Below are 25,910 nucleotides of genomic sequence, written 5' to 3' on the forward strand. Positions count from 1 at the left end.
AAAGGGGGCAGGATGTCATGGTATGGGAGATCTTAGGGATACTGTTCGCTTGGACCTGGCCGATCTGGGCCTTTGTATTCGTGTTCTGCTTGGCGGCCGCCATCTCCAGGGCCGTTCAGGAGGCGGGAGACGGGAAGAGCCGGGGGAGCGGCTGGTATGCTTTTGGAGCGGCGCTGGCCCTGGCGGTCATCCTGGGCGGGCTGGTCTCCCTGATCGTCATGGCAGTGTGACGATCATCAAAAAACGATCGAGGTGAAATGCGATGAGAGCAGTGGTGACCCGGGTCTCCTCCGCCTCCGTCTCCATCGGCGGGACGGTGGAGGGAGCCATTGAGCAGGGCTTTCTGGTCCTGCTGGGGGTGGGCCCCGGAGATACGGAGGCCGTGTGTGACAAGCTGGCGGAGAAGATCTGCAACCTGCGGGTCTTTGAGGATGAGAACGGCAGGATGAACCTGAGCCTGGAGCAGGTGGGAGGTGCCCTGCTGGTGGTGTCCCAGTTCACCCTGTATGCCGATACCTCCAGCCGAAGACCTGGATTCACCGGGGCGGCCAGACCCGACCTGGCGGTCCCCCTGTACGAGCGATTCATGGAGCAGTGCCGCCGGCGGGGCTTCCAGGTGGAGCACGGGACCTTCGGCGCGGACATGCAGGTGGCGTCGGTGAACGACGGACCAGTGACCATTCTGTTCGATACGGACAAAAACGGAGCGGGAAGGGCGTAAAGCGCGGCGCGGTCCGCGCTTTGGCTGTCCCCGCCGGACTTTGACCCAAAAGAGGTGTTCTAACGATGAAAGTAAAGCTGCTGCGGGTGGGGCCCATCGGCACCAACTGCTATATTCTGGAGGACGACCAGACGAACCTGGCCGCCGTCATCGATCCCGGCGACGAGCCGGAGCTGATCCAGGAGGCGCTGGAGAAGGAGGGGGTGGAGGTCCGGTATCTCCTCCTTACTCACGGCCACTATGACCACACCACGGCGGTGCCAGCCCTCCACCGGGTGTATCCCCAGGCGGATATCTATATCCACCAGGCTGACGCCAACGGGGCGGGCAGTACCTTGTTCCCCCTGGCCGGCGAGGTGGACGATCTGAAGCTCTACGACGAGGGGGATGTGATCCGCCTGGGGGACCACGAGATCCAGGTGCTCCACACCCCCGGCCATTCCCCCGGCTCCGTCACCCTGAAGGTGGAGGACGTGCTTTTCACCGGGGACACCCTGTTCGCCGGCTCCTGCGGCCGCACCGACCTGCGGGGGGGCAGCTATGAGCAGATCATGCAGTCCCTGAAGCGGCTGGGGGAGCTGAAGGGGGACTTCCACGTCTGTCCCGGCCACGAGGCCACCTCCACCCTGGAGCGGGAGCGGAGGAGCAACCCCTTCCTGATGGAGGCCATGCGGAGCTGAGGGGGCGCCTGCCCGAAGATTTTTCCCGTGAGGAAGGTGGACTATGAAGCTGTATCTGGATCTGGACAACTATGACTACCAGCCGGAGCGCTATAAATACGCGGTGGAGCAGATGATGCTCACCCTCTTCCCGGAGGAGCGGCCGGAATATCCCCCCCGGGAGGGCCGTACACTGAAGGGGGAGACCAACGCCGCCCGCTTCACCCTGCGCCGCAGCCCCGTGTGGACCACCGTCCGCGCCCAGGTGTACCGGCCCCAGGGGATGGGGCAGGCTGCGGTCCGTGTGGGGAGCGGGGAGCTGGACCGTCCGCCGGAGCAGGTGTACCACACCCTCCAGCACGCCCTGAAGATGGCATTTTACCAGGCGGGCACCGCCCTGCTGGGGGGCGAGCCACCCTGGGGCGCCCTCACCGGCGTCAGGCCGGTGAAGCTGCCCACCCGGGCCATGCTGGCGGGGGCCACGGAGGCCCAGGCCTGCCGGGAGCTGGAGCGGGAGTACCACGTCTCCCCCCGCCGGGCCCGGCTGGCGGTGGAGTGCGCCCGGGCCAGTCTGGCGGAGGACCGGCAGCTGGAAGAGGGACAGGTGTCCCTGTATATCGGTATCCCCTTCTGTCCCACCCGGTGCGCCTACTGCTCCTTTGTCTCCGCCGACGTGGGTCGGGCCCTGAAGCTGGTGGACCCCTACGTGGAGGCGCTGCTGGAGGAGGTCCGCCGCACGGGACAGGTGCTGGAACAGGCCGGGCTGCGGGTCCGCACCCTGTATGTGGGGGGCGGGACTCCCACCACCCTCTCCGCATCCCAGCTGGACCGCCTGCTGGCGGCGGCGGAGGCCCATCTTCCCCTGGCGGGCTGCCGGGAGATGACGGTGGAGGCGGGGCGGCCGGACACCATTACCCGGGAAAAGCTGGAGGTGCTGCGGGAACACGGGATTGAGCGCATCTCCATCAATCCCCAGACCATGTCGGACCAGGTGCTCCAGGCCATCGGCCGCCGCCACACCGCCCGGGACATCCGGGAGGCGTTCTGCACCGCCCGGGAGGTGGACTTCGCCTGCATCAACATGGACTTGATCGCCGGCCTGCCCCAGGACAGCGTGGAGGGCTTCCGGGACTCTCTGGAGGAGGTGCTGGCCCTGAGGCCTGAAAACATCACCGTCCACACCCTGGCCATGAAAAAGGGGTCCAGGCTGATGGAGGAGGGGGGCGCGCTTCCTTCCGGTGAGGAGACGGGCCGAATGGTGGACCTCAGCCTGGAGGTCCTGGAGGGGGCAGGCTACCGGCCCTATTACCTCTACCGGCAGAAGTACATGTCAGGCGGGCTGGAAAATGTGAGCTGGTGTTTACCGGGAACGGAAAACCACTATAATATCATCATGATGGAGGAACTGCAGAGCGTCCTGTCCCTAGGGGCTGGCGGGGTCACCAAGCTGGTGGACCGGAGTTCGGGGCGGATCGTCCGCCTCACCAACCCCAAGTATCCCCATGACTATTTGGCGATGTCCGCCAAAGTTCTGGAGCAGAAGGACGAGATCCTGCGCTTCTACCGGGAGGTTTGAACCAATGGCCTATCAACTTCAGGAGATCAACCGAAGGATCAAGACCGATGTCACCGAGTTTCTGGAGGAGTGCGACCAGGCGTATGCCCAGCGGGTGTCCCTGGCCGCAGACCGCATCCTGAGCAATCTGGACAAGAGCCCCGTGGTGCTGCTCTCCGGGCCCTCGGGCTCGGGCAAGACCACCACCGCCATGAAGATCGCGGAGGAGCTCCAGCGCCGGGGCGTCAATACCCACGCGGTGGCTATGGACAACTACTTCAAGAGCCTGAACCGCAAGACCGCGCCCCGCACCCCCGAGGGAGACATCGACTACGAATCTCCCCAGTGCCTGGATATGGAGCTGCTGGACCAGCACTTCGCCGCCCTGAGCCGGGGGGAGGAGATCATCATCCCCAAATTTGAGTTTGCCCGCCAGATGCGCAACGACGCCCGGGGCACCCCACTGAAGCTGGGGAAGAATGAGATCGCCATCTTTGAGGGCATCCATGCCCTGAACGACGACATCGCAGGTCCTCACCCGGAGGCCGCCAAGCTGTATATCTCCGCCCGTTCCAATGTGAACGACGGGGCGGCCCTCCGATTCAAGGGGACCTGGATGCGGCTGACCCGGCGGGCGGTGCGGGATTACAGCTTCCGCGGCACAGGTGTGGCTGACACACTGGAGATGTGGGCCAACGTGCGCCGGGGGGAGAAGCTGTATATCTCCCCCTATAAAAACCGGGCGGACATCATCTTCGACTCCTCCCTGCCCTATGAGGTGTCGGTGATGAAGAATTTTGCCCTGCCTCTGCTCCAGGCGGTGCCGGAGGAGAACGCACGGCGTGGCGAGCTGCTGGAGCTGATCGAGGCGTTCCAGTGGTTCGAGCCCATCGACCCGGAGCTGGTGCCGGTAGACTCTCTGCTGAGGGAGTTTATCGGCGGCGGCAGCTATAAGTACCATTGAACGAAGAAGAGAGAGCTGGGGCGGCAGCCCGCGGGCTGTGTGGCCCGGGGCACGCCGTGCCAGAAAAATGTGGAGTGATGTTTGATGTCTGATCCTCTTGTCTATGACTCAAGGAGCGTGCGGTTCAAATCCCCCTATGGAGCGGTCCCTTCCGGGACCCAGGTGACGTTCACCCTCCGCCCCCTGCGGTCGGAGGGCTACTCCCGGGGGAAGCTCACCGCCCGGCTGGAGCAGCGGGACAATCAGATCATCACGGTGGAGCTGCCCTGGACAGACACCGAGCTGGGGCGGGATGCCTTCTCCGGCGTCCTGGACACTGGGGACTATGTGGGACTGGTGTGGTACACCTTTCAGCTGGAGACCATCACCGGTCGGCGCTGGAACATAAAGGAGGAGTACCAGCTTACCGTCTACGACGGGAGCGAGATCGTGCCCCGCTGGTTCGGGGAGGGGGTGAGCTACCAGATCTTCCCCGACCGCTTCCGCCGCACCCGGGTGCCTGACCCCGCGGGGCTGGTAGGGGGGCGCACTGTCCACCAGAGCTGGCAGGAGGAGCCGGAGTACCGACCCGACGCCAACGGGGAGATCCGCAACCGGGACTTCTTCGGGGGCGACCTGAGGGGCGTGATAGAGGAGCTGGACTACCTCCAGTCCCTGGGGGTGGAGACGCTGTACTTCAACCCCATCTTCGAAGCGGCGGAGAACCACCGCTACGGCACCGCTGATTACAGCCGGGTGGACCCAATGCTGGGGACCAACGAGGACTTCTCCGAGCTGTGCCGGCAGGCCCACCGCCGGGGGATGCGGGTGATGCTGGACGGGGTGTTCAACCACACCGGCTTTGTCAGCCGCTACTTTAACGGGGACGGCTATTACCCGGAGCCAGGGGCGGTGCAGAGCGAGAGCTCCCCCTACCGGCCCTGGTTCCAGTTCCGGCACTGGCCTGACCAGTACGAGAGCTGGTGGGGGATCTATACCCTGCCTGCTGTGGAGGAGAGCTGCCCCGGCTACCGGGAGTTCATTTTTGGGGATGAGAACTCGGTGGTCCGCCGCTGGCTGCGGGCGGGGGCGGACGGCTGGCGCCTGGATGTGGCTGATGAGCTGCCCGATGACTTTGTGGCCGGGATCCACACCGCCGCCCGGGCGGAGAAGCCCGGGGCCCTGCTCATCGGCGAGGTGTGGGAGGACGGTACCACCAAGATCGCCTATGGGGTCCGGAGAAAGCACATCCTGGGCCGCCACTGCGACGGGCTGATGAACTACCCCTTCCGAAATGCCGCCCTCAACTTTCTGCGGGGCGGGGACGGGGCCAAGTTCGTTTCCGCCATGGAGGCCCTGAGGGAGAACTACCCCTCTTTTGCCTTTTACTCTGCCATGAACTCTCTGGGCACCCACGACACCCCCCGCATCATCACTCTGCTGGGGGTGGGCAGCGAGTGCAGGGACCAGAGCAAGGACTGGCGGGCCTGCTTCCGTATGAGTATGGAGCAGTACCAGCGGGGAAAGGAGCTGCTGAAAGTGGGGGCGGCACTCCTTTACGCCTTTCCCGGTTCCCCCACAGTCTATTACGGCGATGAGGCGGGACTGGAGGGCTTTGAGGACCCCTTCAATCGGAGACCCTACCCCTGGGGCCGGGAGGATCGGGAGCTGGTGGACTGGTTCGCCGCCCTGGGCAGGCTGCGGAAGGAGTGCCCCGCCCTGCGGCGGGGGGATATCCGGTATCTGGCCGGGACGGGCCATCTGCTGGCTTTCCTCCGGAGCACGGAGGGGGAGCGCCTGCTCACCGCGCTGAACGCCGGGGACGAGCCGGCGGTCCTGGCTCTGCCCTGGACGGAGGAGCCGGAGCGCCTGCTGGGCGCTGGGGAGTGGGCCTTGACCGGGGAGGGCCCGGTGCTGATGCTGCCCCCCCGCAGCGGCGGGATCTGGCGCGTGGGGGAGGCGGAGCCGGCCCAGATGTAGAAGTGCCGCCAGTGGGACGAAAAAGTTCAAACGCCCCCTTGCATTTCCCTGAAAAACATGCTATACTTTTCCCTACGTCCGGGCATAGACCCGCTGAACAAACGATTTGCCCGCTCTGGGCTTTGAAAGGAACGAGAAATGCCATGAAAACTGCTGTTACCGTGATCCAGGTGTTGTGCGGACTGTTTCTGATCGCCGTGGTCCTGCTGCAGTCCGGCAAGAGCGCGGGCCTGTCTGGTGCCATCGCCGGCGGCGCGGATACCTTCCTGTCCAAGAACAAGGCCAAGACTGTGGACGCCAAGCTGGCCAAGTGGACCAAGTGGGTGGCCATCGCCTTTATGCTGCTCACCCTGTCCCTGAGCCTGATCCCTTGACTGTAAAGAGCCCCGCCTGTTTTGAAAACAAAACAGGCGGGGCTTTTTTATAAGATAGACTGGTCGGATCTATGAGCCGGTGCTGTGATGCCGTGCCCGGCGTACTTCCAACACCCGGCTGAGCAGGGCGCCCAGCAGGAGCACGTTGCCGCAGAAGTAGAGCCACACCAGAAGGATGATGAGGGAGGCCAGAGAGCCGTACAGCATGGAGTAGCGGGAGGACAGGCCGATGAACCAAGAGAACAGAAGAGAGCCTGCCACCAGTGAGACGGCGGTGAAGAGGGAACTGAGCAGCAGCTTCCGGCTGCTGCGGAAGCGCCGAGGAGTGCCCAGGCGGTAGATGGCCAGCACCAGCAGCAGGACGAAGCAGAACAGCAGCAGATAGCGGATCCAGAGCCAGAGACTGGACAGGGCGGAGAGGGGGATCAGGCGCAGCAGGGGATGGGGCAGATGGGTCTCCAGCAGATGGAAGAACCAGTCACCGGTGAAGATGACCACCACAGACAGGTAAATGGTGAGCAGGAACAGCAGGGAGAGGATCACGCTGAGGGCGATCCGGCGCAGCCCGCCGGGGTGTTCCAGGCCATACAGCTTATCCATGGCCAGCAGCAGGGCGCGGAGCCCTGCGGAGGCGGACAGGGCGATGGCCACCAGGGCGGCGGCCACGATGGCGGGGGACTGGTTCAGGGAGGCATAGGCCAGATAGTCCTGCATGACAGCCAGGGCCTGGTCGGGCAGGACCTGGTCCAGTCCCGACAGGAGCTGCTCCAGACTCAGGTGGAACAGCCCGATGAAGTAGTTCACGCACATAAGCAGGGGGAACAGGGTCAGGATCAGAAAATAGGACAGGGCGGCGGCCGCCTGCGCCACGCCGCAGCGGCCGTAGGTGCTGAACGCCTCCAGTGTGAAGGAGATGGGCGGAAAGGACAGCAGACGCTTCAAGAGGCACCTCCTCTCGTGTCCAACGGTGTCGAATAAGGGAAAATTGAGAAAAGCCGCCTGCAAAGCAGACGGCTTTTATGGTGCAAACACAGGGCAGAACTCAGGCCAGCTTGTTCAGCTTCAGAGTCAGGCTGCTCTTCTTGTTCGCGGCATTGTTCTTGTGCAGCAGACCCTTGGCAGCAGCCTTGTCGACCGCCTTGACAGCCACCTTGTAAGCGACATCGGCCTCGCTGCGGTTGCCTTCCGCCACCGCGGCTTCAAACTTCTTGATGTCGGTCTTCAGCGCGGACTTAGCGGCCTTGTTCTGCATGGCCTTGGCCTGATTGACCAGAACACGCTTTTTGGCAGACTTAATATTCGGCAAACCAAACACCTCCTCCGATCGAATCGTAAAATGGTGCACAGAAACTCTGTGCAGATATGTATTGTACCATTGGATCTTCAAAAAATCAACTGTTTTTTTAAATTTTTCCCGCTTTTTTGGATAGAATCCCTGGCGCCGCAAAAAATAGGGCAGAAGCGGCAGCTATTCCACTATATCTTGCGGAGGGAGGAGCGGGACATGCGGAACAGAAGGACGGACCTGGCTCTGGAGGCCAGGGAGCTGTGGCAGGAGTCGGCGGAGGAGCGTACCCAGCTGGAGGGGGTGGAGGCCCGGGAGGAGATGAGGGAGGGCATCCCCGTGACCCGGGTCAGCATCCTGGACAGGCGGGGGGAGGAGGCCCTGGGGAAGCCTGTGGGGACTTATGTGACCCTGACCCTGGACGGGCTGGCCAGACGGGAAGAGAATGCTTTCGGCCGGGCGGCCCGGGCGGTAGCGGCAGAGCTGGGGGAGCTGTTGGGCTTCCTTCATCCAGAGGCCCCAGTGCTGGTGGTGGGGCTGGGCAACCGAGCCATCACCCCGGACGCTGTGGGCCCCAAGGTCCACGAGTACACCCTGGTGACCCGGCACCTGGTACGGCAGGTGCCGGAGCACTTCGGGGACCTGAGACCAGTGGCATCCCTGTCTGCCGGCGTGCTGGGGACCACCGGTATGGAGAGCGGGGAACTGGTCCGGGCGGTGTCGGAGCGGCTGCGGCCCGCCTGCGTGATTGCGGTGGACGCGCTGGCCTCCCGGTCCCTAAAACGGGTGTGCCGCACGGTGCAGCTGGCGGATACCGGCATCGCCCCGGGCTCTGGGGTGGGCAACCACCGGGCGGCGCTGGACCGGGCTTCCCTGGGGGTGCCGGTGATTGCGGTGGGGGTGCCCACCGTGGTGGACGGGGCCACCCTGGCCGCCGATCTGCTGGGTACGGAGGAGCTGCCTCCCCTGGGGGAGGGGAGGGACTTGATGGTCACGCCCAAGGATATCGACAGCCAGGTGGCGGACCTGTCCAAGGTGATCGGGTACGGCATTGACCTGGCTTTACAGCCGAGCCTCACCCTGGAAGACCTGGATCTGCTGTTGAGCTGAGGGGGGAGCCGCTGCCAAATGGGAAGAAAGGGAGGTCCCGACAGAGGGGCGGCTCCCAGAGCCGCCCTTCAGGCCTTCCCCCCACCGGGGGGAAGGTGGCGCGGCGTATGCCGCGACGGATGAGGGGTCTTTCTTTTCCCGTCTCAGTCATGATTTGTCAGAGGGATTCCACCCTGCGGGGCGGAATCCCTTTTGTGGCATCCTGAGACGGAGGCGGGCCTGTACTCCTTATTTCTAATGGTTTCTTCCCGAAACGCCCCTGCCGTGGACCTTCCCCACATAGGACCAAAACACCCCCAGCCAGGACCGGAACAGAGCCGGTCCTGGCTGGGGGCTTTTTAAGAAGAAATTTCCCCGGGGATGACCACAGTCTCCCGGTAGTACTGGGCCTGGAGGAACTGCTGGTAGAATCGGGCCTCCTCCGGGACGAGAGCATCTGTGAGGATGCCGCCGCTCAGGAAGAGCCCCCGAGTATGGATCAAGGGGGAGATGGCCTCCAGCTGGCGGGACAGCTCCATGAAGCCGGGGCCCTCCCAGCCGCACAGCTCAAATACCTTGTTCATCAGAAAGCAGGGAGAGAAGTCGCCGCCCTCCCCGGTGAAGCTGCTGCCCAGCGCCTCACGGGCGGCGGAGTTAGCCCAGATAAGGTAGGGGGTGGAGTAGTACTCCCGGAAGCCGGAGAGCTGAGACAGGTCGAAGCCGGCCCCAATCTCGGTGTACCCCGTATTGCCGTTGCCCATCCAGGGCTTGTGGTCCCCAAAAAGGACCAGCACAAAAGGCTCGGGCCGGGCATTCAGCTCCCGGGTCAGCCGCTCCATGGCGGCCAGGGTGCTGGAGACATTGGACATATAGTTGTTGAGCATGTTGCAGGTCTCCGCCGACCAGCCGGTGTCCCCAGGGGACAGGAAGACCTCCTGGGCGGAGGCGGTCTCATAGGGGCCGTGGTTCTGATAGCTGACGGAGAAGGAGAACCAGGGGCCCGGTTCCCGCAGCCCGTCCAGAATACCGTCCACCAGCGCCTCGTCGGAGCGCATCACGGCATCCACCGGGTCCACCAGCGCCCCGTAGTAGTTCTCGGTGAACCAGCTCTCCTCAAAGCCCAGGTACTCGTTGACATTCTGGCGGTTGTAGAACCAGCTGTAGCCGGGGTGGTGAAAAAGGGTGTGATAGCCCTGCTCCCGGAAATACCAGACATAGGAGTCAGTGGGCTTGCGGAAGTCCTCGTGCTGAGTGTAGCCGGTGAGAAAGCCCCACTCGCTGTCCACCGTGCCGCCCGCGAAGATATTGGTCAGCAGGTCGCCGGAGACGGACTGCTCCTCCAGGTCGTGGAGCGGGGCATAGACCGCCTGGACGGCGGGCTGCTCCGCCAGGGCGGGGAAGTCGGTCAGGTCACAGAAGGCCTCCAGCATCACCCCGACCACGTTGACCCGGCGGTCCGCCGGGATGTCCTGGTCTGGATACCGGGCGAGCAGGGAGGCGGCCTCCTCCGGGTCGTAGTCCTCCGGCGGGGTGGGGAACATGTCCTGCACGCTGTACAGAAAGGGGTAGAGGCAGCCCCGGGAGACAAAGACCTCCACATCCGACCAGGGGGTGATATGGGTGTCGTTGGCGGTGCGGTCATACAGGCTCTGGTCGCAGTAGAGGGCCGCATAGGACACCGCCAGCAGGGCGGCGGAGGAGCACAGGCAGAACCAGCGAAGGGGGCCCCGGCCTATCCCGCGGGGCAGAAGGAAAACGGAGAACAGGAGACCCAGGATCAGGCAGGCCGCACACAGCCACACCAGCCAGGTCAGGTCCAACTGATAGTGTCCCACGATCCCCCCCGCCTCAGTGACCAGGCGCAGGTCGGCGGCCAGCAGAGGGTCCCCTCGCAGGCGGATCTTGAAGTAATTCACCAGGGCCAGTCCCACACAGGGGAGGAAGCTGCCCAGAAAAGCTGCCCAGGCCCGACGGGTAAGAAAATAGAAGAACCAGATGAGCAGGATGGGCGGCAGGACATTGAGGAGCAGGAGCATGGGCTCCAACAGGAAATAGGACAGGAACAGGTCCGTGCTGTCCAGTTTGAGATAGGCGGTGGCGGCGAGCATCAGCGTCAGGACGCCGACACAGAAGCCCAGCCCTGTCAGGGCAAATGCCAGCCAGACGTGGTGCCAGCGGAGCAGTTTGGGCTGGGTCCCTGGGGGAGCCAGCAGAACAGCGCGCAGCCGAGTCATTCAGATCACCTCATGCGGGATGGGGGACGCGGCCCCATAATGGAGCAGTATATCACAGCGGACCGGAAAAAGAAACAGCGGATTTCCCAGGCGATCCAGCCCGATGCCCGGGCAGCCGCCCCCTGCGTGGAATGCGGGGCCCAAAGGACGGGAAGGGGCGTCGGCTCCAAGCATCCCGTGGGGGCCCAGACCCGCCCCGCAAACTCCCGTCTTGCCTCTGCTGCCGTTCCAGTGGTATAATGTTTCCCGACCTATCACAGATACGGGACTATGTCCCGGGGAAAGGGTGTCGCTTATGGGGCTCAGAGGTATTTTTGATCCGGAAAACGGCTTTTTCCGCACACTCTCCCGCATGGTGGACGTGGTAGGGCTCAGCCTTTTATGGGTGGCGCTCTCCCTCCCTCTGGTCACCTTCGGCCCGGCCTGTGCCGCCCTGTACCACACGGTGACCCACTGTGTGGTCCGCCAGGGGGACAGCACCTACCTCACCTTCTTCCGCTCCTTCCGGGCCAATCTCCGGGTGGGCATCCCCGCCGGCCTGCTGGTCCTGGCCGCGGGCGCCCTGCTCCTCCAGGGGTACCAGATCATGGTCCTGGCGGCCAATTCCGTGGGCGGCGGCGCCCTGGCCATGTACGGCTGCTACTGCGCGGCCCTCATCGTCCCCGCCGGCGTGTCCTGCTGGGCCTTCCCTCTGCTGTCCCGCTTCCAGATGGGGCTGGGACACCTGCTGGTCACCTCCTTTCAGGTGACCCTGCGCCACCTGCCCCAGACCCTGCTCCTGATCCTGCTCCTGTTCGTCACGGTGTGGGCCACGGTCGGCTTCTTCCCGCTGGCTGTCTTCACCCCTGCTCTCAACGCACTGCTCGCCTCCCTGCCCGCGGAGCGCGTCATCCGCCGGTATCTCCCGGAGAAGGAGCCTGAAGGGGAGGAGCTGTGACCCTCTCCGCACCTCTCATTCGACGGCAAACGGGCGGGGACACCATTCCCGGTGTCCCCGCCCGCTTTTTTCACTGCCCGAGCGCCCCCGTGGCCGGATCGGAGAGGACCGCTCCCACCCTGGCCGCCAGCTGGGCATGGCCCGCCTGGGTCAGGTGCATGTGGTCCACTCGATTCAGCTCACAGCCCTCCCCGTCCAGGAAACGCGCGCCCAGCCTGGCTGCCAGCCGGCGGTAGTGCTCCGCCAGCTGACGGGACTTCTCCGCGCATCCCCGGCCCATGGCAGCGGCCACGGGGGAGTGCTCCACCTCCGGACGAATGGCGGGAGGCGCCACGACCAGCAGGTCGGGTCCCCCGGGTCCCCAGCAGTCCTCTGACATGGCCTGCCGGGCCAGCCGCTCCATCCCACGGGCGATCTCCTCCGCCGAGAGGCCGAAGCGCTCCTTGGTGTCGTTGGTACCCAGCATCAGGATCAGCAGGGAGACCGGGGCATGGCTCAGCAGGCAGGGACGCAGATAGGAAATGGCGTCCAGCCCCGGCTCCAGAGGATCGGGGAATACCGTGGTCCGCCCGCACAGTCCCTCCTCGATCACCAAATATTCCTCTCCCAGGGCGCGCTGGAGCAGACAGGGCCAGCGTTCCGCCTCGCTGAACCGGCCTCCGCAGAGGGTTTCTCCCTCCTGAGCTCCACAGTAGCCGTGAGTATTGGAGTCGCCCAGACAGATAACATGGCGCTTCATGATATTTCAGTCCCCCGTTTTGTTTATTTTTTTGTACCTATAACCTATCAGTTTTCCTGAAATTGTCAAGGTTTTGTTTCAATTTGGGTCTAACTCCACGTTAAAAATTTTCTTTTTTCGCAATTTGTGAAAATTTTTTCATTCCGTCTTGACAAGCTCGGTGATTTCCTATAAAATTTTCTTAACCCAATCGGCAATTATTTGTGAAAAATGATTCACAAGGAGGACAATGAAATGAAATTCAAAAAAGTAGCAGCTCTTGTCTTGGCTTCCGCCATGACGCTGGGCCTGGCTGCCTGCGGCAACGGCAACAGCTCCACCCCCAGTCAGTCCAGCGGCGGTGCCTCTTCATCGGGCACCACCTCCAGCAGCGCCACTGAGATCAGCCTGTGGGCCTTCAACATCGGCGGCTTCACCGAGGCCTCCAACTGGGATTCCCTGATCGCCGCTTTCAACGAGGTCAACCCCGACATCAAGGTCACCGTCACCCCCATCAACTATCAGGACGGCGACCAGAAGCTCACCTCCGCCATCACCTCCGGCAGCGGCCCCGACATCATCTTTGAGGGCCCCGAGCGCATCGTGGGCAACTACGCCCGTGAGGGCCTGATGGTGGACCTGGGCGACGTGTGGGGCGATGCCTCCGCGGATATTGGCGAGAATATTTCCAGCGTCTGCCAGCTGGACGGGACCTACTACATGTACCCCCTGAGCGCGGCCGCCCACTGCATGGCCATCAACTACGAGGTCTTTGAGGCCGCCGGCGCCCTGCAGTACATCGACGAGGAGACCCGCACCTGGACCACTGAGGGCTTCGAGGCCGCCATGGCTGCCATCAAGACTGCCATCGACAACGGCACCGTCACCGTGGCCACCCCCGGTATCGTCTACTGCGGCGCCCAGGGCGGTGACCAGGGTACCCGCGCCCTGGTGAACAACCTGTACTCCGACTACTATGTCACCGAGGACGGCACCTCCTACAATGCCAACAGCGCCAACAATGTGAAGGCTCTGACCCTGCTGCAGAACATGGTGAACGCCGGCTCTCTGTCCGCCAACGCCAGCTACGCCGCTGCCGATGAGCTTCAGGCTTTCGCCAACCAGACCTGTGCGGTCAGCTTCTGCTGGAACTTCTCCAACTACAGCCAGTACGCGGACCAGACCCAGTTCACCCCCTTCGCCATGGCGTTCCCCTCTGACGATGGCACCCCCGAGCTGGAGATGGCCGGCCCCTACGGCTTCGGTATCTTCGACAACAAGGACCAGGCTAAGATCGACGCCGCCAAAAAGTTCATCGACTTTGTCTGCAACGATGCCACCGCCGGTGTGGAGGCTGTGAAGACCTCCAGCTTCTTCCCCGTGCACTCCGACTGGGGCGATGTCTACGCCGACGCTGAGGATGCCGACCTGCGCGCTCCCTTCGCCCTGATGAGCAACTATCTGGGCCGCTACTACAACCTGACCGGCGGCTGGACCGAGCAGCGCGCCCTGTGGTGGCCCATGCTCGCTGAGATCCTGACCACCGGCGCTGACGTTCAGACCGCTGCCGACAACTTCGTGTCTCAGGCGAACGCCAACATCGGCTGACCTCCTGCGGAAGCACGTATCCTGTTCCATGCGATCCTGTGCCCGCTCCCTGAATGAGAGGGGGCGGGCACTGTGTATCTTCCGTCCTCCCCGGGGGAGGGCAGGCAAATTCTTGTCAAAGAGGGGGAAATCTTATGGCTCAGAACACTCCTGCTCCGGCTGCCGGACAGAAGCCTAAAAAAGTCAAGAAAAGCGCTACCTCCGGTATGAGCCGCGCGCTGGTGCGGCGGGAGACCACCTCGGCCTACCTGTTCCTGCTGCCCAGCCTGATCTTCTTTGTGACCTTCGTGGTCGTCCCCATGTTCATCTGTGTGTATTACAGCTTTACCGACTACGGACTGGGCGGCGTCAAGGGCTTCGCCGGCCTGTCCAACTACATCAAGCTGTTCCAGGACCCCATCTTCCACCGCGGCTTTCTGAACACGGTGCTCATGGTGGTGGTGGCGGTGCCCAGCGTCACCGCATTCTCCCTGTGGGTGAGCTCCGCCATCTACAAGATGCACTCCATTCCCCGCTCCTTCTTCCGATGTGTGTTCTACCTGCCGGTGGTCACCGGCTCGGTGGCCATCACCGTGGTGTGGAAGTGGATCCTGGACCCCTACAACGGCATCCTCAATCAGGTGGCCGGCACCTCCAGCTTTGACTGGCTGGGCAATCCCAAAACCGCCATCTGGTTTATCATCCTGATCCTGTTCACCACCTCCATCGGTCAGCCCATCGTGCTGTATGTGGCGGCTCTGGGCAATGTGGACAACTCCATTATCGAGGCAGCCGAGGTGGACGGCGCCACCAAGTTTCAGGTGTTCTGGAAGATCAAATGGCCCTCCATCATGCCCACTACCCTGTATGTGCTGGTCATCACCACCATCAACACCTTCCAGTGCTTCGCGCTGATCCAGCTGCTGACCAAGGGCGGCCCGCTGAACTCCACCATGACCATCATGTACCAGGTCTACGACACCGCGTACCGGCTCAACGACCTGGGCTATGCCTGTGCCATCGGCGTGGTTCTGGCCCTCATCATCGCCATTTTCTCCGCCATCCAGTTCAAAGTGGCGAAGACTGACAATTAAGGAGGGGCGAGAACATGAAAAAAACCACTGATCTGAGCGGCACCTCCAAGGGGTATAAGGTTTTCTCCGTGGCCATCCTGGTGGTCATGGTGATCTTCTTCCTGTTCCCTCTGTACTGGATCGTCACCGGCTCCTTCAAGAACAAGCTGGAGATCACGGCCCGGACGCCCATCTGGTTCCCCATCGAACCCACGGTGGAAAACTACGCCCGGCTGTTTGACAACCCCGCCTTCCTGTGGCTGTTCAACATCATCTTCATTTCGGCGGCGGCTATGATCCTGACCTGTCTCACCGCCTCCCTGGCGGGCTACGCCCTGGGCAAGAAGCGCTTCATCGGCCGGGGCGTCCTGTTCACCATCATCATCTGCGCCATGGCCCTGCCCAAGCAGGTCATCGTCATCCCTCTGGCCCAGGAGATGACCAACTTCTTCCATCTGAACGATACCCTTTGGGCCGTCATCCTGCCCACGGTGGGCTGGCCCTTCGGCGTATTCCTGATGAAGCAGTTCTCCGAGACCATCCCGACAGAGATCCTGGAGGCGGCCCGGGTGGACGGCGCGGGTGAGCTGCGCACCTTCATTACCGTGGTCTTCCCTATGATCAAGCCCGGTATCGGCGCGCTGGCAATCTTCACCTTCGTCAACACCTGGAACGACTACTTCCTCCAGCTGGTCATGCTCACCAGCACGGAGAGCTGGACCCTGCCGCTGGCCATCGCCAACCTTCAGGGCGAGATGTCCACTGACTTCGGCCTGATCATGGCGGGCGCGGCGCTGGCCTCCATCCCCATCATCATCGTATTCGTGGCCTTCCAGAAGTACTTCACCCAGGGTATCGCCATGGGTGCGGTCAAGGGCTGATCCTAAAAAACTTTAAATCTTTGCAAATTATATTGGAGTGATCGATTTATGCGCGATTTCAGCAAATATCAGGGCGTCATCCCGGCATTCTACGCATGCTATGACGATTTGGGCGCCGTCAGCGCCACCAAGGTGCGGGAGCTCACCCGCTATCTGATCGGCAAGGGCGTGAAGGGCCTGTATGTGGGCGGCTCCTCCGGCGAGTGCATCTACCAGAGTGTGGAGGAGCGCAAGCTGGTCCTGGAGAATGTGATGGCCGAGGCCAGAGGCAAGGTCACCATCATCGCCCACGTGGCCTGCAACAACACCTCTGACAGCCAGGCCCTGGCCGCCCACGCGGAGAGCCTGGGGGTGGACGCTATCGCCGCCATCCCACCCATTTACTTCCACCTGCCTGACTACGCCATCGCCAAGTACTGGAACGACATCTCCGCCGCCGCCCCGAACACGGATTTCGTCATCTACAACATCCCCCAGCTGGCCGGTGTGGCCCTGAACGGCTCCCTGCTCAAGGAGATGCTGAAGAATCCCCGGGTCATCGGCGTAAAGAACTCCTCCATGCCTGTCCAGGACATTCAGATGTGGAAGGACGAGGGCTGCATCGTATTCAACGGCCCCGATGAGCAGTTCCTGTCCGGCCTGGCGGCGGGCGCCATCGGCGGCATCGGCGGCACCTATGCCGTCATGCCCGAGCTGTATCTGAAAATCTATGAGCTGTACGGCAAGGGTGAGATGGAGACCGCCCGCCAGATCCAGAACGAGGCCTGCCGCATCATTTACAAGATGTGTACCGCCAAGGGCAACCTGTACGCGGTCCAGAAGGCCATCATCCGTCTCCAGGGCGGCCCCGACGCAGGCAGCGTCCGCCTGCCCATGCCCCCTCTGGCCGACGGAGACGCATCCATCGTGCGGGAAGCGGCAGGGATGATTTCGGCTGCCATCGGGAAGTACTGCTGATCTAACGAGACCAGGGCCGTGGAACTACTCCATTCTTCATAGTCCTCGGACCCATAAAAAAGGAGGAAGAAAAGACCGCCGGCCGGCGGTGCGGCAGTGTGGAGACCTGTCGTAAGCCCCGGGAGGGACAGCCCGCCCGGGGGAGGGGCCTGCTGCGGAGGCAGAGGTCTCACGGCCAGAAGCCATGTCAACTGTCAGTCTGAAGAACATCTACAAGATCTATGACAACTCGGTCACCGCAGTGAGCGACTTCAACCTGGAGATCGCGGACAAGGAGTTCATCGTGCTGGTGGGCCCCTCCGGCTGCGGCAAGTCCACCACCCTGCGGATGGTGGCGGGCCTGGAGGAAATCAGCAAGGGAGAGCTGTACATCGACGGCAAGCTGGTCAACGACGTGGAGCCCAAAGACCGGGACATCGCGATGGTGTTCCAGAGCTATGCACTGTATCCCCACATGACGGTGCGGGAGAACATGGAATTCCCCCTGAAGCTGAAGAAAGTGCCCAAGGAGGAGATCCAGCAGCGGGTGGACCAGGCGGCGGAGATCCTGGGCATCACCCAGTATCTGGACCGGAAGCCCAAGGCGCTGTCCGGCGGCCAGCGGCAGCGTGTGGCCATCGGGCGAGCCATTGTCCGGGAGCCCAAGGTGCTGCTGATGGATGAGCCCCTGTCCAACCTGGACGCCAAGCTGCGCAACCAGATGCGTGCGGAGATCATCAAGCTGCGGCAGCGGATCAACACCACCTTCGTGTACGTGACCCACGACCAGACAGAGGCCATGACCCTGGGCGACCGGATCGTGATCATGAAGGACGGCTTTGTGCAGCAGATCGGCACCCCCCAGGAGGTCTTTGAGAAGCCCATCAACATCTTCGTGGCCGGCTTCATCGGTACGCCCCAGATGAACTTCTTCAACGCCCGCCTGGAGAAGAAGGGCGGCGACTACTCGGTGGAGTATGCCGGGGCCAGCTTCCCGCTGGACGGGGAGATGAGCGCCAAGCTGGCCGGGAAGGGACAGCAGAGCGCCGACGTGATCCTGGGTGTGCGTCCGGAGCACATCGCGGTGCAGAAGGACCCCTCCGCCTCCGCCATCGAGGCATCCATCGAGGTGTCCGAGCTGATGGGCAGCGAGCTGTACCTCCACGCCACCGTGGAGGGCGGCCAGGAGGTGGTCATCCGCACCCCCACCGTAGAACTGCCGGCGGAGTACCGGGGCGGCGTGCCCTATGGCACCAAGCTCCGCTTCACCTTCTCCCCCAGCCTCATCCATCTCTTCGACCCCGAATCTGAGAAGAGCCTGCTCGTCTGAATCGAGGAACAGAAGTAGGAAGACACGGATAAGCACCCGGCGCGGTCCCCGTCCGATCATGCGGACGGGGACCGCGCCTTTTTGCAGAGGGCCCCAGCACCCGCCCACCTCCGGACGGGACCGTGCCCGTTCCAGCCTCCCTGTTCCGGCGCTGACGAGCCGGAGCAGGGAGGCTTTGCGCCCGGGCGGACATGTTTGGCTGGCCTTTGTCCGAATATACCATATTTTCCCATAGTTTTCGGTATTTTTAACAAAGTCATAGGGCGGCCTGCGTGCTCTCCCCGGCAGCCCCGGCGGCCAGTCTGGATTTTGATGCAGCTCATCCGTCTTTTTTGCATTATAATTTTTGCGCTCCTTTGTTTTTGATGGATTTGGCGGTAAAAATCCGTCATTTTCGTTAAAATATGAATTATTTATTTTCCCATCTTGCGTATCAATTTTTAAAGGACTATAATAGCATCACTTCGCTAACTCAATAAAGTACCTGGTGCCAGAGAAAATAAATTTCTAGGAGTGGTCAACAATGTCCTTTCAGAACGCTTACCTTAATTCCGTGATGGATGATCTGCGGGCCCGCTACGCCCACGAGCCCGAGTACCTCCAGGCTGTGGAGGAATTTCTGGAGCCCCTTTCCCCTGTGATCGATTCCGACCCCCGCTATGAGCAGCAGAACATCGTGGGCCGCATGGCCGAGCCGGAGCGCCTGATCTGCTTCCCGGTGTCCTGGGTGGACGATCAGGGCAAGACCCGCCTGAATCACGGTTTCCGGGTGCAGCACAGCTCCGCCCTGGGCCCCTATAAGGGGGGGCTGCGATTCCATCCCTCTGTCAACCAGTCTGTCATGAAATTCCTGGCCTTTGAGCAGACTTTTAAGGACTGTCTGACCACCCTCCCCATGGGCGGCGGCAAGGGCGGGTCCGACTTCGACCCAAAGGGTAAGTCCGACGGCGAGGTCATGCGGTTCTGCCAGGCCTTTATGAATGAGCTCTACCGCCACATCGGTGAGAACACCGACGTCCCTGCGGGTGACATCGGTGTGGGCTGCCGGGAGATCGGCTACCTCTTCGGACAGTACAAGAAGCTGAAGAACCAGTGGACCGGCGCCATCACCGGAAAGAGCCTGGCCTCCGGCGGCTCCCTCACCCGCACCGAGGCCACCGGCTTCGGCCTGTGCTACTTCGGCGCCGCCTATCTGGCCGACCACGGCCAGTCCTTCCAGGGGAAGAAGGTCATCATCTCCGGCTCGGGCAATGTGGCCACCTACGCCAATCAGAAGTGCACCGAGATGGGAGCCACTGTGGTGGCCATGAGCGACTCCAACGGCTATGTGGTGGACGAGAACGGCATCGACTTCCGCATCATCCAGCAGATCAAGGAGCAGAAGCGGGAGCGCATCAGCACCTATCCCAACTATGTCCCCACTGCCAAATACGTGGAGGGCTGTGCCGGCATCTGGTCCGTCCCCTGCGACATCGCCATGCCCTGCGCCACCCAGAACGAGATCGACACCGACTCCGCCAAACTGCTGGTGTCCAACGGCTGTAAGGCCGTCTTTGAGGGCTCCAACATGCCCTGTACTCCCGAGGCCATCCAGGCCATCAAAGCCTCCGGCCTCCTCTACTCCCCCTCCAAGGCTTCCAACGCCGGCGGCGTGGCTGTCTCCGGCCTGGAGATGAGCCAGAACAGCGAGCGCCTGTACTGGACCTTTGAGGCGGTGGACGCCAAGCTGAAGGAGATCATGGAGAACATCTACCGCCAGTGCGCCGACACCGCAGCTAAGTACGGCCAGGAGGGCGACATCCAGGCCGGCGCCAATATCGTCAGCTTCCTGAAGGTGGCCGACGCCATGCTGTGGCAGGGCGTGTATTGACCGCTTCGTCTGAGATCCTATCAGAAGCGTCCCCGGGACAGAAACTGTCCCGGGGACGCATCAGCTTGTGGAAAAAGCCTGGCAGAGTTCGCGCCCGCAGACGCAAACCAACTCAGGCTGCAGGTGCAGGCAGACTGTCGAAAAAACGGCCAGCCAAAGGACTCGGGGGGAAAGATACTGTGAAAGAAAACCGTCAGGGTTGTCTTTCACATGCAATCAAACCACTTTTCAGAACGTTAAAACGTTCTGAAAAGTGCTCTCAGCTCGTCGAAAATACTTTGTCGACAAGCTGAGGGTTTGCCAGCCTGCGGCGGACAAACCCTGCGCGCAGCACTGCTGCTTTCTCGAAAAAGTGACTTCGCCACTTTTTCGACAGTTTCACGCGCCCCCGGGACAGTTTCTGTCCCGGGGGCGCGTTGATATGCCGGGGTGTGGGCCCGATGCCAGTCCCCCTTTATTTCAGACCAGGCGGCATGATCCGCAGGGCGTAGGTCATGCTCTGGCAGGGGATCTCCAGGTAGTCGCAGACCTTCCAGTTGAGGTACACCTGGCCGTCCCGCTCCACAGTGGGGCCGAAGGTCATCTCCTCTGCTCCATCCACCACCAGCTCCTCAGTCCCTACGGTGAGCACCGCGGTGTGGCCCCGGTAGGTGATGGTCACCGTCCCGGCCTCACGGTCCCAATGACAGCCGGCTCCCAGCCGGCTGCACAGCTCCGCCGCCGGCACCTGGTCGTCATCGCTCCAGCCGGGGTAGTAGAGGACGAAGGGCCGCAGGCTCTCGTCCAGCTCCGCCGGGACGGGCCCGCTGCTGTCCACCGGGTACTCCAGGTCCCCCAGGATCACCGACTCCACCTGGTCCAGATCCACCACCCGGTCAAAGAAGCCGATGGTGGTCTCGGTGATGGTGCGCTGGCCCTCCGGGGCATCGTCATACTCCGGACGGGTACCCCACCCGGCCTTCAGGTCGCCGGGGGTGTAAATGGTGCCGTCCTTCAGCTTCAGGAAGAACTCCCCCTGGAGGAAGGTGTCCCAGGACTCCTCCCACTCCCCATAAGAGTAGACCAGCTTGTAGCTCAGGGGGCCGAACTCCAGCAGGTGGACGGTGGCGCTCCGGTCCCACTCCGGGTTGAGGAGGATCTTGCGCTCCGGCTCCACCGTCACGGCGCCCATGGAGCCCACCTCCGGCAGACGGATGGCATACTTCGGTCCCATGCAGTCCACCCCGATCCACAGGGTGTCCAGTCCCTCCTCCATCTCGTTGGGGTCGAATTCCACCCGGAGCTGGGTGGTCACGCTCCGGTCGGTGCGCAGGCTGATGTCTTCCCAATAGCTGTAGCTGTGCGCACCCTCCAGTTTGGGGGAGGCGTTGCAGTACCGCCAGGACAGCTGTTCCCCCGCGTAGTCGGCGCTGGCCAGCCATACGTCTCCGGGATCAAAGGTGGACTCAGGGGCATCATAGCGCTCCCATGGGCTCATCTGGGCCCCCTCCATCAGCCAGGCCGCCCCCTCGTCGGTGAGGGCCTCCAGGGTCACCTGGGCTACCAGGCCGTACTGGTCCACCACGGCGCTGTCCAGGGTCAGGCGGAATTTCCCGTCCGACACGCTCTCGCCCCCCTGGATATAGGGCTCCACCACGCTCAGGTCGCCCTTGAAATACCGCTCCAAAAATCCGCTGTTCACTGCCAGGGCGGTGCCCATCAGCAGTGCTGCCGCCAGGGCCGCTACCCCCGCAGCACGTATCCTGTGCTTCATCGGTCTGCTCCTTTCCGTCTGCCCCTCCGCCAGCACCCGCTCCATCAGCTCGGGCGCAGGACGGATCTGCTCCATCATCTGCTTGTATTCTCTTCGATCCATGCTATCCCTCCTCCAGCAGCACCCGCAGCCTGTCTCTGCCCCGCATCAGCTGGGACCGCACCGTGGCCGGGCTCCGGTCCAGCAGCCGGGCGATCTCCTCCGTGGTCATGTCCTCGTAGTAGTAGAGGTGGAGCACCGTGCGGTACTTGTCCGGCAGGCGGCGCAGCTCCTCCCAGAGCGCCTCTCCCTCCGGGGAGGGGGCCTCCAGCGTCTCACTGAGGGGCTCCGTCCGCCGCCGCCAGGGCGCCGCATGAAGCTTTTTGGCGCAGTTGATAGTGACCCGCAGCAGCCAGGCCTTCCGGTGCTCCTCCGAGGTGAACTGGGGGTCGCTGCGGAGGTAGCGGAGAAAGACCTCCTGGTACACATCCTCAGCGTCTGCGGTGTTCCCCGTCCGGGCAAAGGCAAGGCGATAGACCATGTCAGAGTAGCGGCGGACCGTCTCCTCCGCCTGGCTCGTCCGGTCCATGTCATCCCCCTCCTTTCACCTCAAACACCCCACAGCGGGGCAAAATGTTGCAGGGATCAAAAAATTTTTGCGCGGCCCCTGAACCGGACCTGCGCAGGGGCACACAGTGGGTGTCTGCCTCATAGAAGCGGGACGGGAGAAGAAAGACCCCTCATCCGTCACGGCTTCACCGTGCCACCTCCCCCCAGAGGGGGGAAGGCTTTGGGGGCGGTCCGCACCTTTCCTCTTTTGTGATCTCCTCATTTATGGTATATATATATCAGGAAAAATGGAAGGGCCGGCGGCCGGGCCCCATCTGTAAGAAACTTGTAAGACTTCCCCCCGCTTTTTTGTAAGAAATCTCTGCTATCCTGTTCCCAGGCAAACCGAGAGAGGAGCTGCGCTATGGACACAAAGGAGACCGTCCTGGTGGTGGATGACGACCGGGAGATCGTGGGGGCCATCGCCCTGGCCCTGGAAAAGGAGGGCTACCGGGTGCTGCGTGCCTATGACGGCATGGAGGCCCTGGACCACGCCCTGGACCCGGAGCTGCGGCTGATCCTGATGGATGTGATGATGCCCCGCCTGGACGGCCTCTCCGCCGTCCTCCGCATCCGGGAACGGCGCAACCTGCCCATCATTGTCCTGTCCGCCAAGAGCGAGGAGAGCGACAAGGTGCTGGGACTGTCCATGGGGGCGGATGACTATGTGACCAAGCCCTTCTCCACCCAGGAGCTGGTGGCCCGGGTGCGCAGCCAGCTGCGGCGGTACACCCGGCTGGGGGATGTGAACGCCTCCGCCAGAGACCGGCGCATTGTCAACGGCCGGCTGTCCTACGACCCGGACAGCCGGGTCCTGACGGCGGACGGGGACGAGGTGAAGCTCACCGCAACGGAGCTGGGCATCCTGGACCTGCTGATGTGCAACTTGGGCCGGGTCTTTCCTGCGGAGGAGATCTACCGCCGGGTCTGGGGGGAGGAGGCCTACGCCTCGGAGAACACAGTGATGGTGCACATCCGCCGGATCAGGGAGAAGATCGAGCTCAACCCTCGGGAGCCGGACTATTTGAAGGTGGTGTGGGGAATTGGTTATAAAATGGAAAAACATCCTTAACAGAGGCAACAAGACAGACAGGGCCCCGGCACCGGCGGCGTGCCCGGCGGGGGGCCGCCTGCGGGCGGCGGCGGGGCTGACGGCTTTCCTGCTGGGGATCAGCCTCCTGCTGGCCGGCGGATTGGGCCAGTACGGCTGGTGGTCCACGGAGCTGGGCGCCCGGTGGGCCAGGGACAGCCTGGAGGAGGACTGGCAGGACACCGCCGCCTTCCGAACTATCATCTGCAACTGGCTGGACGCCTGTCTCACCGCGGGGACCTGGGAGTACACCTCCGGAGGCGACTACGGGAAGGAGCTCCTGGATGGCCTGGAGGGGGACAAGAACCTGCTCTACGCCGTGGCGCGGCGGGGCAGTGTCCTGTACACCAACACCTCGGACGGCGGCTTCCTCTCCTCCGGTCAGCCGCCGGAGGGGTACCGCTTCGCGCTGCGCTGTGAGGACGGAATGGTGTCCATTACCCAGGACGGCCGGGAATTGGATGTATATGGGGACGGCTGGTACACCGAGGATGACCTGTGGTTCGTCCCAGGCTATGAGAACTTCCCCATGGATGCGGATGCCAGAAACATCCAGGTCTATCTGGCCGCGGCGTCAGATCCAAAGCCTATGGTCTACGGGAATTATCTGGGCTCCGGCGCGGATATCCGCACCTCCCAGCTCTATGACCTGGTCCAGAACCTGGCGCAGTACCGCCGGGAGCTGCTGACAGAGTGGGGGATGCTGGGGGGCGGTGTGTTGCTGCTGGCCCTGGCTCTGGTCCTGCGCCGGGACAAGGCCAGGGCGGACCGCTTCCTGGCCCGGGGGACCGGCCGGATCTGGTTCGAGGTCAAGGTGCTCCTGGCCCTTCTGGCGCTGCTCCTCCTCCCCTGGGGGGAGTTGAGCGGCTGGATCGCCTCCACGCCCACTTCGGCCTATGCCGCGGCCTCTTCCACCGTCAGCAGCGGCTCCGCACAGTGGGACACGGGGGCCGTCGCCCTCTATTCTTACAGCGGGGATGTGGTTCAGTCCCAGGCAGAGACCCATGTGTATGGAACGGGGGAAGGGCCGGACGTGCTCTTCGATTTCCTTCAGGCGCTGGGCACCCGTCCCGCCGCCGCTGTTCTGGCCTTCCTGGCTCTGTACCTGCTGATATTCAACGACCTGCGGTACAACAGGCAGGCATGGCGGCACGGAGTGCTGGGGATGCTGGCCGCCCGGGAGCTGGAGCTCCCTGTCCAGAAGCGGCTCAGCCGCTCCGCCGGCCTGGTCTCTCTGTCCTGTCTGCTGCTGAACTGCGTCACAGCCGGTCTGCTGATCTGGTGCTCCAGCTGGTCCTGGGGCTCCGTCCGGCTGGAGACGGCCTGGCTCCTCTGTCTGCCGCCCCTTCTGCTCGCTGCTGTGACAGCGGCATTCCTGTTCCGCCAGCGCCGGCTGTGGGGGGATCTGGGGGCGCTCACCGGTCAGATCGCCGCCGTCCGGGCGGGGGAGCTGGCCCGCCCCCTGGAACTGCCCCGGGACCACGACCTGTACCAGGCGGCGGATGACCTGAACCACATCCAGCAGGGGCTCCAGGCCGCCATGGAGGAGCGCACCCGCAGCGAGCGGATGAAGGTGGAGCTGGTCACCAATGTGTCCCATGACCTGAAGACCCCCCTCACCTCTATCATCAGTTATGCCGAGCTGCTGGAGCAGGAACATCTGGAGCCCCCTGCCGGGGAGTATGTGACTATCCTCTCCCAAAAGGCCCAGCGGCTGAAGGGGATGGTGCAGGATGTGTTCGAGGTGAGCAAGGCGGCCTCCGGCCAGCTGCCGGTGAGCCTCAAACGGCTGGACCTGGCCCGCCTGCTCCGCCAGACCCTGGCGGATATGGACCAGCCCATCCAGGAGAGCGGGCTGCAGCTGCGCACCCAGCTCCCCGACCACTCGGTGCTCATCCAGGGGGACAGTGACCGCCTCTACCGGGTGTTCCAGAATCTGCTGGGCAACGCCTTGAAATACTCCCTGGCCGGTTCCCGGGTGTACCTGACCCTCACGGTGGAGGAGGGACAGGCGGTGGCCGCCCTGCGCAACACCTCTGCCGCAGAACTCCGTCCCGGCCTGGACTACACCCAGCGCTTCGTCCGGGGGGACGAGAGCCGTACCGACGGCGGCAGCGGGCTGGGCCTGTCCATTGCCTCCAGCTTTGTCCAGGCCTGCGGCGGTCAGTTCCAGGTAGAGACCCAGGCCGACCTCTTCACCGCCCTGGTCTCCTTCCCCCTGGACGCCTCCCCGTCCGATCCCAGGTGATCCGCATTTCGGAAACAGCCGTACGGGCGGACTTTTTTGACAAATGGAAAGGCCCAGGC

At 63.1% G+C, this 25,910-nt stretch carries 23 protein-coding genes; 17 read left to right on the forward strand and 6 right to left on the reverse strand.

Annotated elements, in window-relative coordinates:
- The first annotated feature begins 17 nt into the window (after positions 1 to 17).
- The 7 genes from L9O85_RS00650 (at position 18) to secG (ending at position 6,232) form a co-directional block, all read left to right on the forward strand.
- Positions 18 to 230 (forward strand): hypothetical protein, encoded by a 213-nt coding sequence (locus L9O85_RS00650; RefSeq protein ID WP_108980095.1) that lies wholly within the window; start codon positions 18 to 20, stop codon positions 228 to 230.
- Between the two features lie 32 nt (positions 231 to 262).
- On the forward strand, positions 263 to 721 hold the full coding sequence (gene dtd / locus L9O85_RS00655) for a D-aminoacyl-tRNA deacylase (RefSeq protein ID WP_050622509.1): 459 nt from the start codon (positions 263 to 265) through the stop codon (positions 719 to 721).
- A gap of 65 nt (positions 722 to 786) precedes the next feature.
- Positions 787 to 1,401 (forward strand): MBL fold metallo-hydrolase, encoded by a 615-nt coding sequence (locus L9O85_RS00660; protein WP_050622508.1) that lies wholly within the window; start codon positions 787 to 789, stop codon positions 1,399 to 1,401.
- A 43-nt stretch (positions 1,402 to 1,444) separates the two neighbouring features.
- Complete coding sequence (gene hemZ, locus L9O85_RS00665; protein WP_301579185.1) at positions 1,445 to 2,956, forward strand: coproporphyrinogen dehydrogenase HemZ; 1,512 nt, start codon at positions 1,445 to 1,447, stop codon at positions 2,954 to 2,956.
- Positions 2,957 to 2,960: 4 nt separating this feature from the next.
- A complete protein-coding gene (locus tag L9O85_RS00670) occupies positions 2,961 to 3,899 on the forward strand; it encodes a uridine kinase family protein (RefSeq protein ID WP_050622506.1) in 939 nt (312 codons plus the stop codon).
- 84 nt (positions 3,900 to 3,983) lie between these two features.
- Positions 3,984 to 5,858 carry a glycoside hydrolase family 13 protein gene (locus tag L9O85_RS00675; protein ID WP_301579187.1) on the forward strand — a complete coding sequence of 625 codons (1,875 nt, stop codon included), beginning with the start codon at positions 3,984 to 3,986 and terminating at the stop codon, positions 5,856 to 5,858.
- 143 nt (positions 5,859 to 6,001) lie between these two features.
- On the forward strand, positions 6,002 to 6,232 hold the full coding sequence (gene secG, locus L9O85_RS00680) for a preprotein translocase subunit SecG (RefSeq protein WP_050622504.1): 231 nt from the start codon (positions 6,002 to 6,004) through the stop codon (positions 6,230 to 6,232).
- Positions 6,233 to 6,301: 69 nt separating this feature from the next.
- On the opposite strand, the gene L9O85_RS00685 is transcribed toward secG, so the two are convergent.
- Both L9O85_RS00685 and rpsT read right to left on the reverse strand, forming a co-directional pair.
- Complete coding sequence (locus L9O85_RS00685) at positions 6,302 to 7,174, reverse strand: YihY/virulence factor BrkB family protein (RefSeq protein ID WP_050622503.1); 873 nt, start codon at positions 7,172 to 7,174, stop codon at positions 6,302 to 6,304.
- 100 nt (positions 7,175 to 7,274) lie between these two features.
- Positions 7,275 to 7,538, reverse strand: coding sequence for a 30S ribosomal protein S20 (gene rpsT / locus L9O85_RS00690; RefSeq protein WP_050622502.1), 264 nt, complete (start codon positions 7,536 to 7,538; stop codon positions 7,275 to 7,277).
- A 198-nt stretch (positions 7,539 to 7,736) separates the two neighbouring features.
- Here rpsT and gpr point away from each other — a divergent pair, with 198 nt between their 5' ends.
- A complete protein-coding gene (gene gpr, locus L9O85_RS00695) occupies positions 7,737 to 8,627 on the forward strand; it encodes a GPR endopeptidase (protein ID WP_108980091.1) in 891 nt (296 codons plus the stop codon).
- Positions 8,628 to 8,965: 338 nt separating this feature from the next.
- Here the strand turns inward: gpr and L9O85_RS00700 are convergent, their stop codons facing one another.
- On the reverse strand, positions 8,966 to 10,840 hold the full coding sequence (locus tag L9O85_RS00700) for an LTA synthase family protein (RefSeq protein WP_050622500.1): 1,875 nt from the start codon (positions 10,838 to 10,840) through the stop codon (positions 8,966 to 8,968).
- A gap of 295 nt (positions 10,841 to 11,135) precedes the next feature.
- Here L9O85_RS00700 and L9O85_RS00705 point away from each other — a divergent pair, with 295 nt between their 5' ends.
- The gene (locus L9O85_RS00705; RefSeq protein ID WP_301579190.1) at positions 11,136 to 11,777 is read left to right on the forward strand and encodes a YesL family protein; all 642 of its coding nucleotides are present in this window, start codon (positions 11,136 to 11,138) and stop codon (positions 11,775 to 11,777) included.
- A 70-nt stretch (positions 11,778 to 11,847) separates the two neighbouring features.
- Here L9O85_RS00705 and L9O85_RS00710 read toward each other — a convergent pair whose 3' ends face one another.
- Positions 11,848 to 12,516 carry a GDSL-type esterase/lipase family protein gene (locus L9O85_RS00710; RefSeq protein WP_256181806.1) on the reverse strand — a complete coding sequence of 223 codons (669 nt, stop codon included), beginning with the start codon at positions 12,514 to 12,516 and terminating at the stop codon, positions 11,848 to 11,850.
- Positions 12,517 to 12,750: 234 nt separating this feature from the next.
- On the opposite strand from L9O85_RS00710, the gene L9O85_RS00715 reads away from it, so the two are divergent.
- From L9O85_RS00715 to gdhA, 6 genes are all read left to right on the forward strand, one after another.
- Positions 12,751 to 14,103, forward strand: coding sequence for an extracellular solute-binding protein (locus L9O85_RS00715; RefSeq protein WP_108980086.1), 1,353 nt, complete (start codon positions 12,751 to 12,753; stop codon positions 14,101 to 14,103).
- Positions 14,104 to 14,237: 134 nt separating this feature from the next.
- On the forward strand, positions 14,238 to 15,176 hold the full coding sequence (locus L9O85_RS00720; RefSeq protein ID WP_050622496.1) for a carbohydrate ABC transporter permease: 939 nt from the start codon (positions 14,238 to 14,240) through the stop codon (positions 15,174 to 15,176).
- A 14-nt stretch (positions 15,177 to 15,190) separates the two neighbouring features.
- Positions 15,191 to 16,036, forward strand: coding sequence for a carbohydrate ABC transporter permease (locus L9O85_RS00725; RefSeq protein WP_108980085.1), 846 nt, complete (start codon positions 15,191 to 15,193; stop codon positions 16,034 to 16,036).
- A gap of 48 nt (positions 16,037 to 16,084) precedes the next feature.
- Positions 16,085 to 16,993 (forward strand): dihydrodipicolinate synthase family protein, encoded by a 909-nt coding sequence (locus L9O85_RS00730; RefSeq protein WP_108980084.1) that lies wholly within the window; start codon positions 16,085 to 16,087, stop codon positions 16,991 to 16,993.
- A gap of 184 nt (positions 16,994 to 17,177) precedes the next feature.
- Positions 17,178 to 18,302 (forward strand): ABC transporter ATP-binding protein, encoded by a 1,125-nt coding sequence (locus tag L9O85_RS00735; protein WP_050622493.1) that lies wholly within the window; start codon positions 17,178 to 17,180, stop codon positions 18,300 to 18,302.
- Between the two features lie 523 nt (positions 18,303 to 18,825).
- Positions 18,826 to 20,172, forward strand: a complete 1,347-nt coding sequence (gene gdhA / locus L9O85_RS00740; protein ID WP_050622492.1) for an NADP-specific glutamate dehydrogenase — start codon at positions 18,826 to 18,828, stop codon at positions 20,170 to 20,172.
- Positions 20,173 to 20,626: 454 nt separating this feature from the next.
- Here gdhA and L9O85_RS00745 read toward each other — a convergent pair whose 3' ends face one another.
- The gene (locus L9O85_RS00745; protein ID WP_301579193.1) at positions 20,627 to 22,027 is read right to left on the reverse strand and encodes a stalk domain-containing protein; all 1,401 of its coding nucleotides are present in this window, start codon (positions 22,025 to 22,027) and stop codon (positions 20,627 to 20,629) included.
- A 1-nt stretch (position 22,028) separates the two neighbouring features.
- Positions 22,029 to 22,493, reverse strand: a complete 465-nt coding sequence (locus tag L9O85_RS00750; protein ID WP_050622490.1) for an RNA polymerase sigma factor — start codon at positions 22,491 to 22,493, stop codon at positions 22,029 to 22,031.
- A gap of 384 nt (positions 22,494 to 22,877) precedes the next feature.
- Between L9O85_RS00750 and L9O85_RS00755 the strand changes: the two genes are divergently transcribed.
- Together L9O85_RS00755 and L9O85_RS00760 are read left to right on the forward strand one after the other, a co-directional pair.
- Positions 22,878 to 23,585 (forward strand): response regulator transcription factor, encoded by a 708-nt coding sequence (locus L9O85_RS00755; RefSeq protein ID WP_108980081.1) that lies wholly within the window; start codon positions 22,878 to 22,880, stop codon positions 23,583 to 23,585.
- Complete coding sequence (locus L9O85_RS00760) at positions 23,557 to 25,851, forward strand: sensor histidine kinase (RefSeq protein WP_301579195.1); 2,295 nt, start codon at positions 23,557 to 23,559, stop codon at positions 25,849 to 25,851. Before L9O85_RS00755 ends, L9O85_RS00760 begins: the two co-directional genes overlap by 29 nt.
- Positions 25,852 to 25,910 lie beyond the last annotated feature (59 nt).

Origin of the sequence: Lawsonibacter asaccharolyticus (assembly GCF_022453915.1) — a bacterium.
GTDB classification, from domain to species: Bacteria; Bacillota; Clostridia; order Oscillospirales; family Oscillospiraceae; genus Lawsonibacter; species Lawsonibacter asaccharolyticus.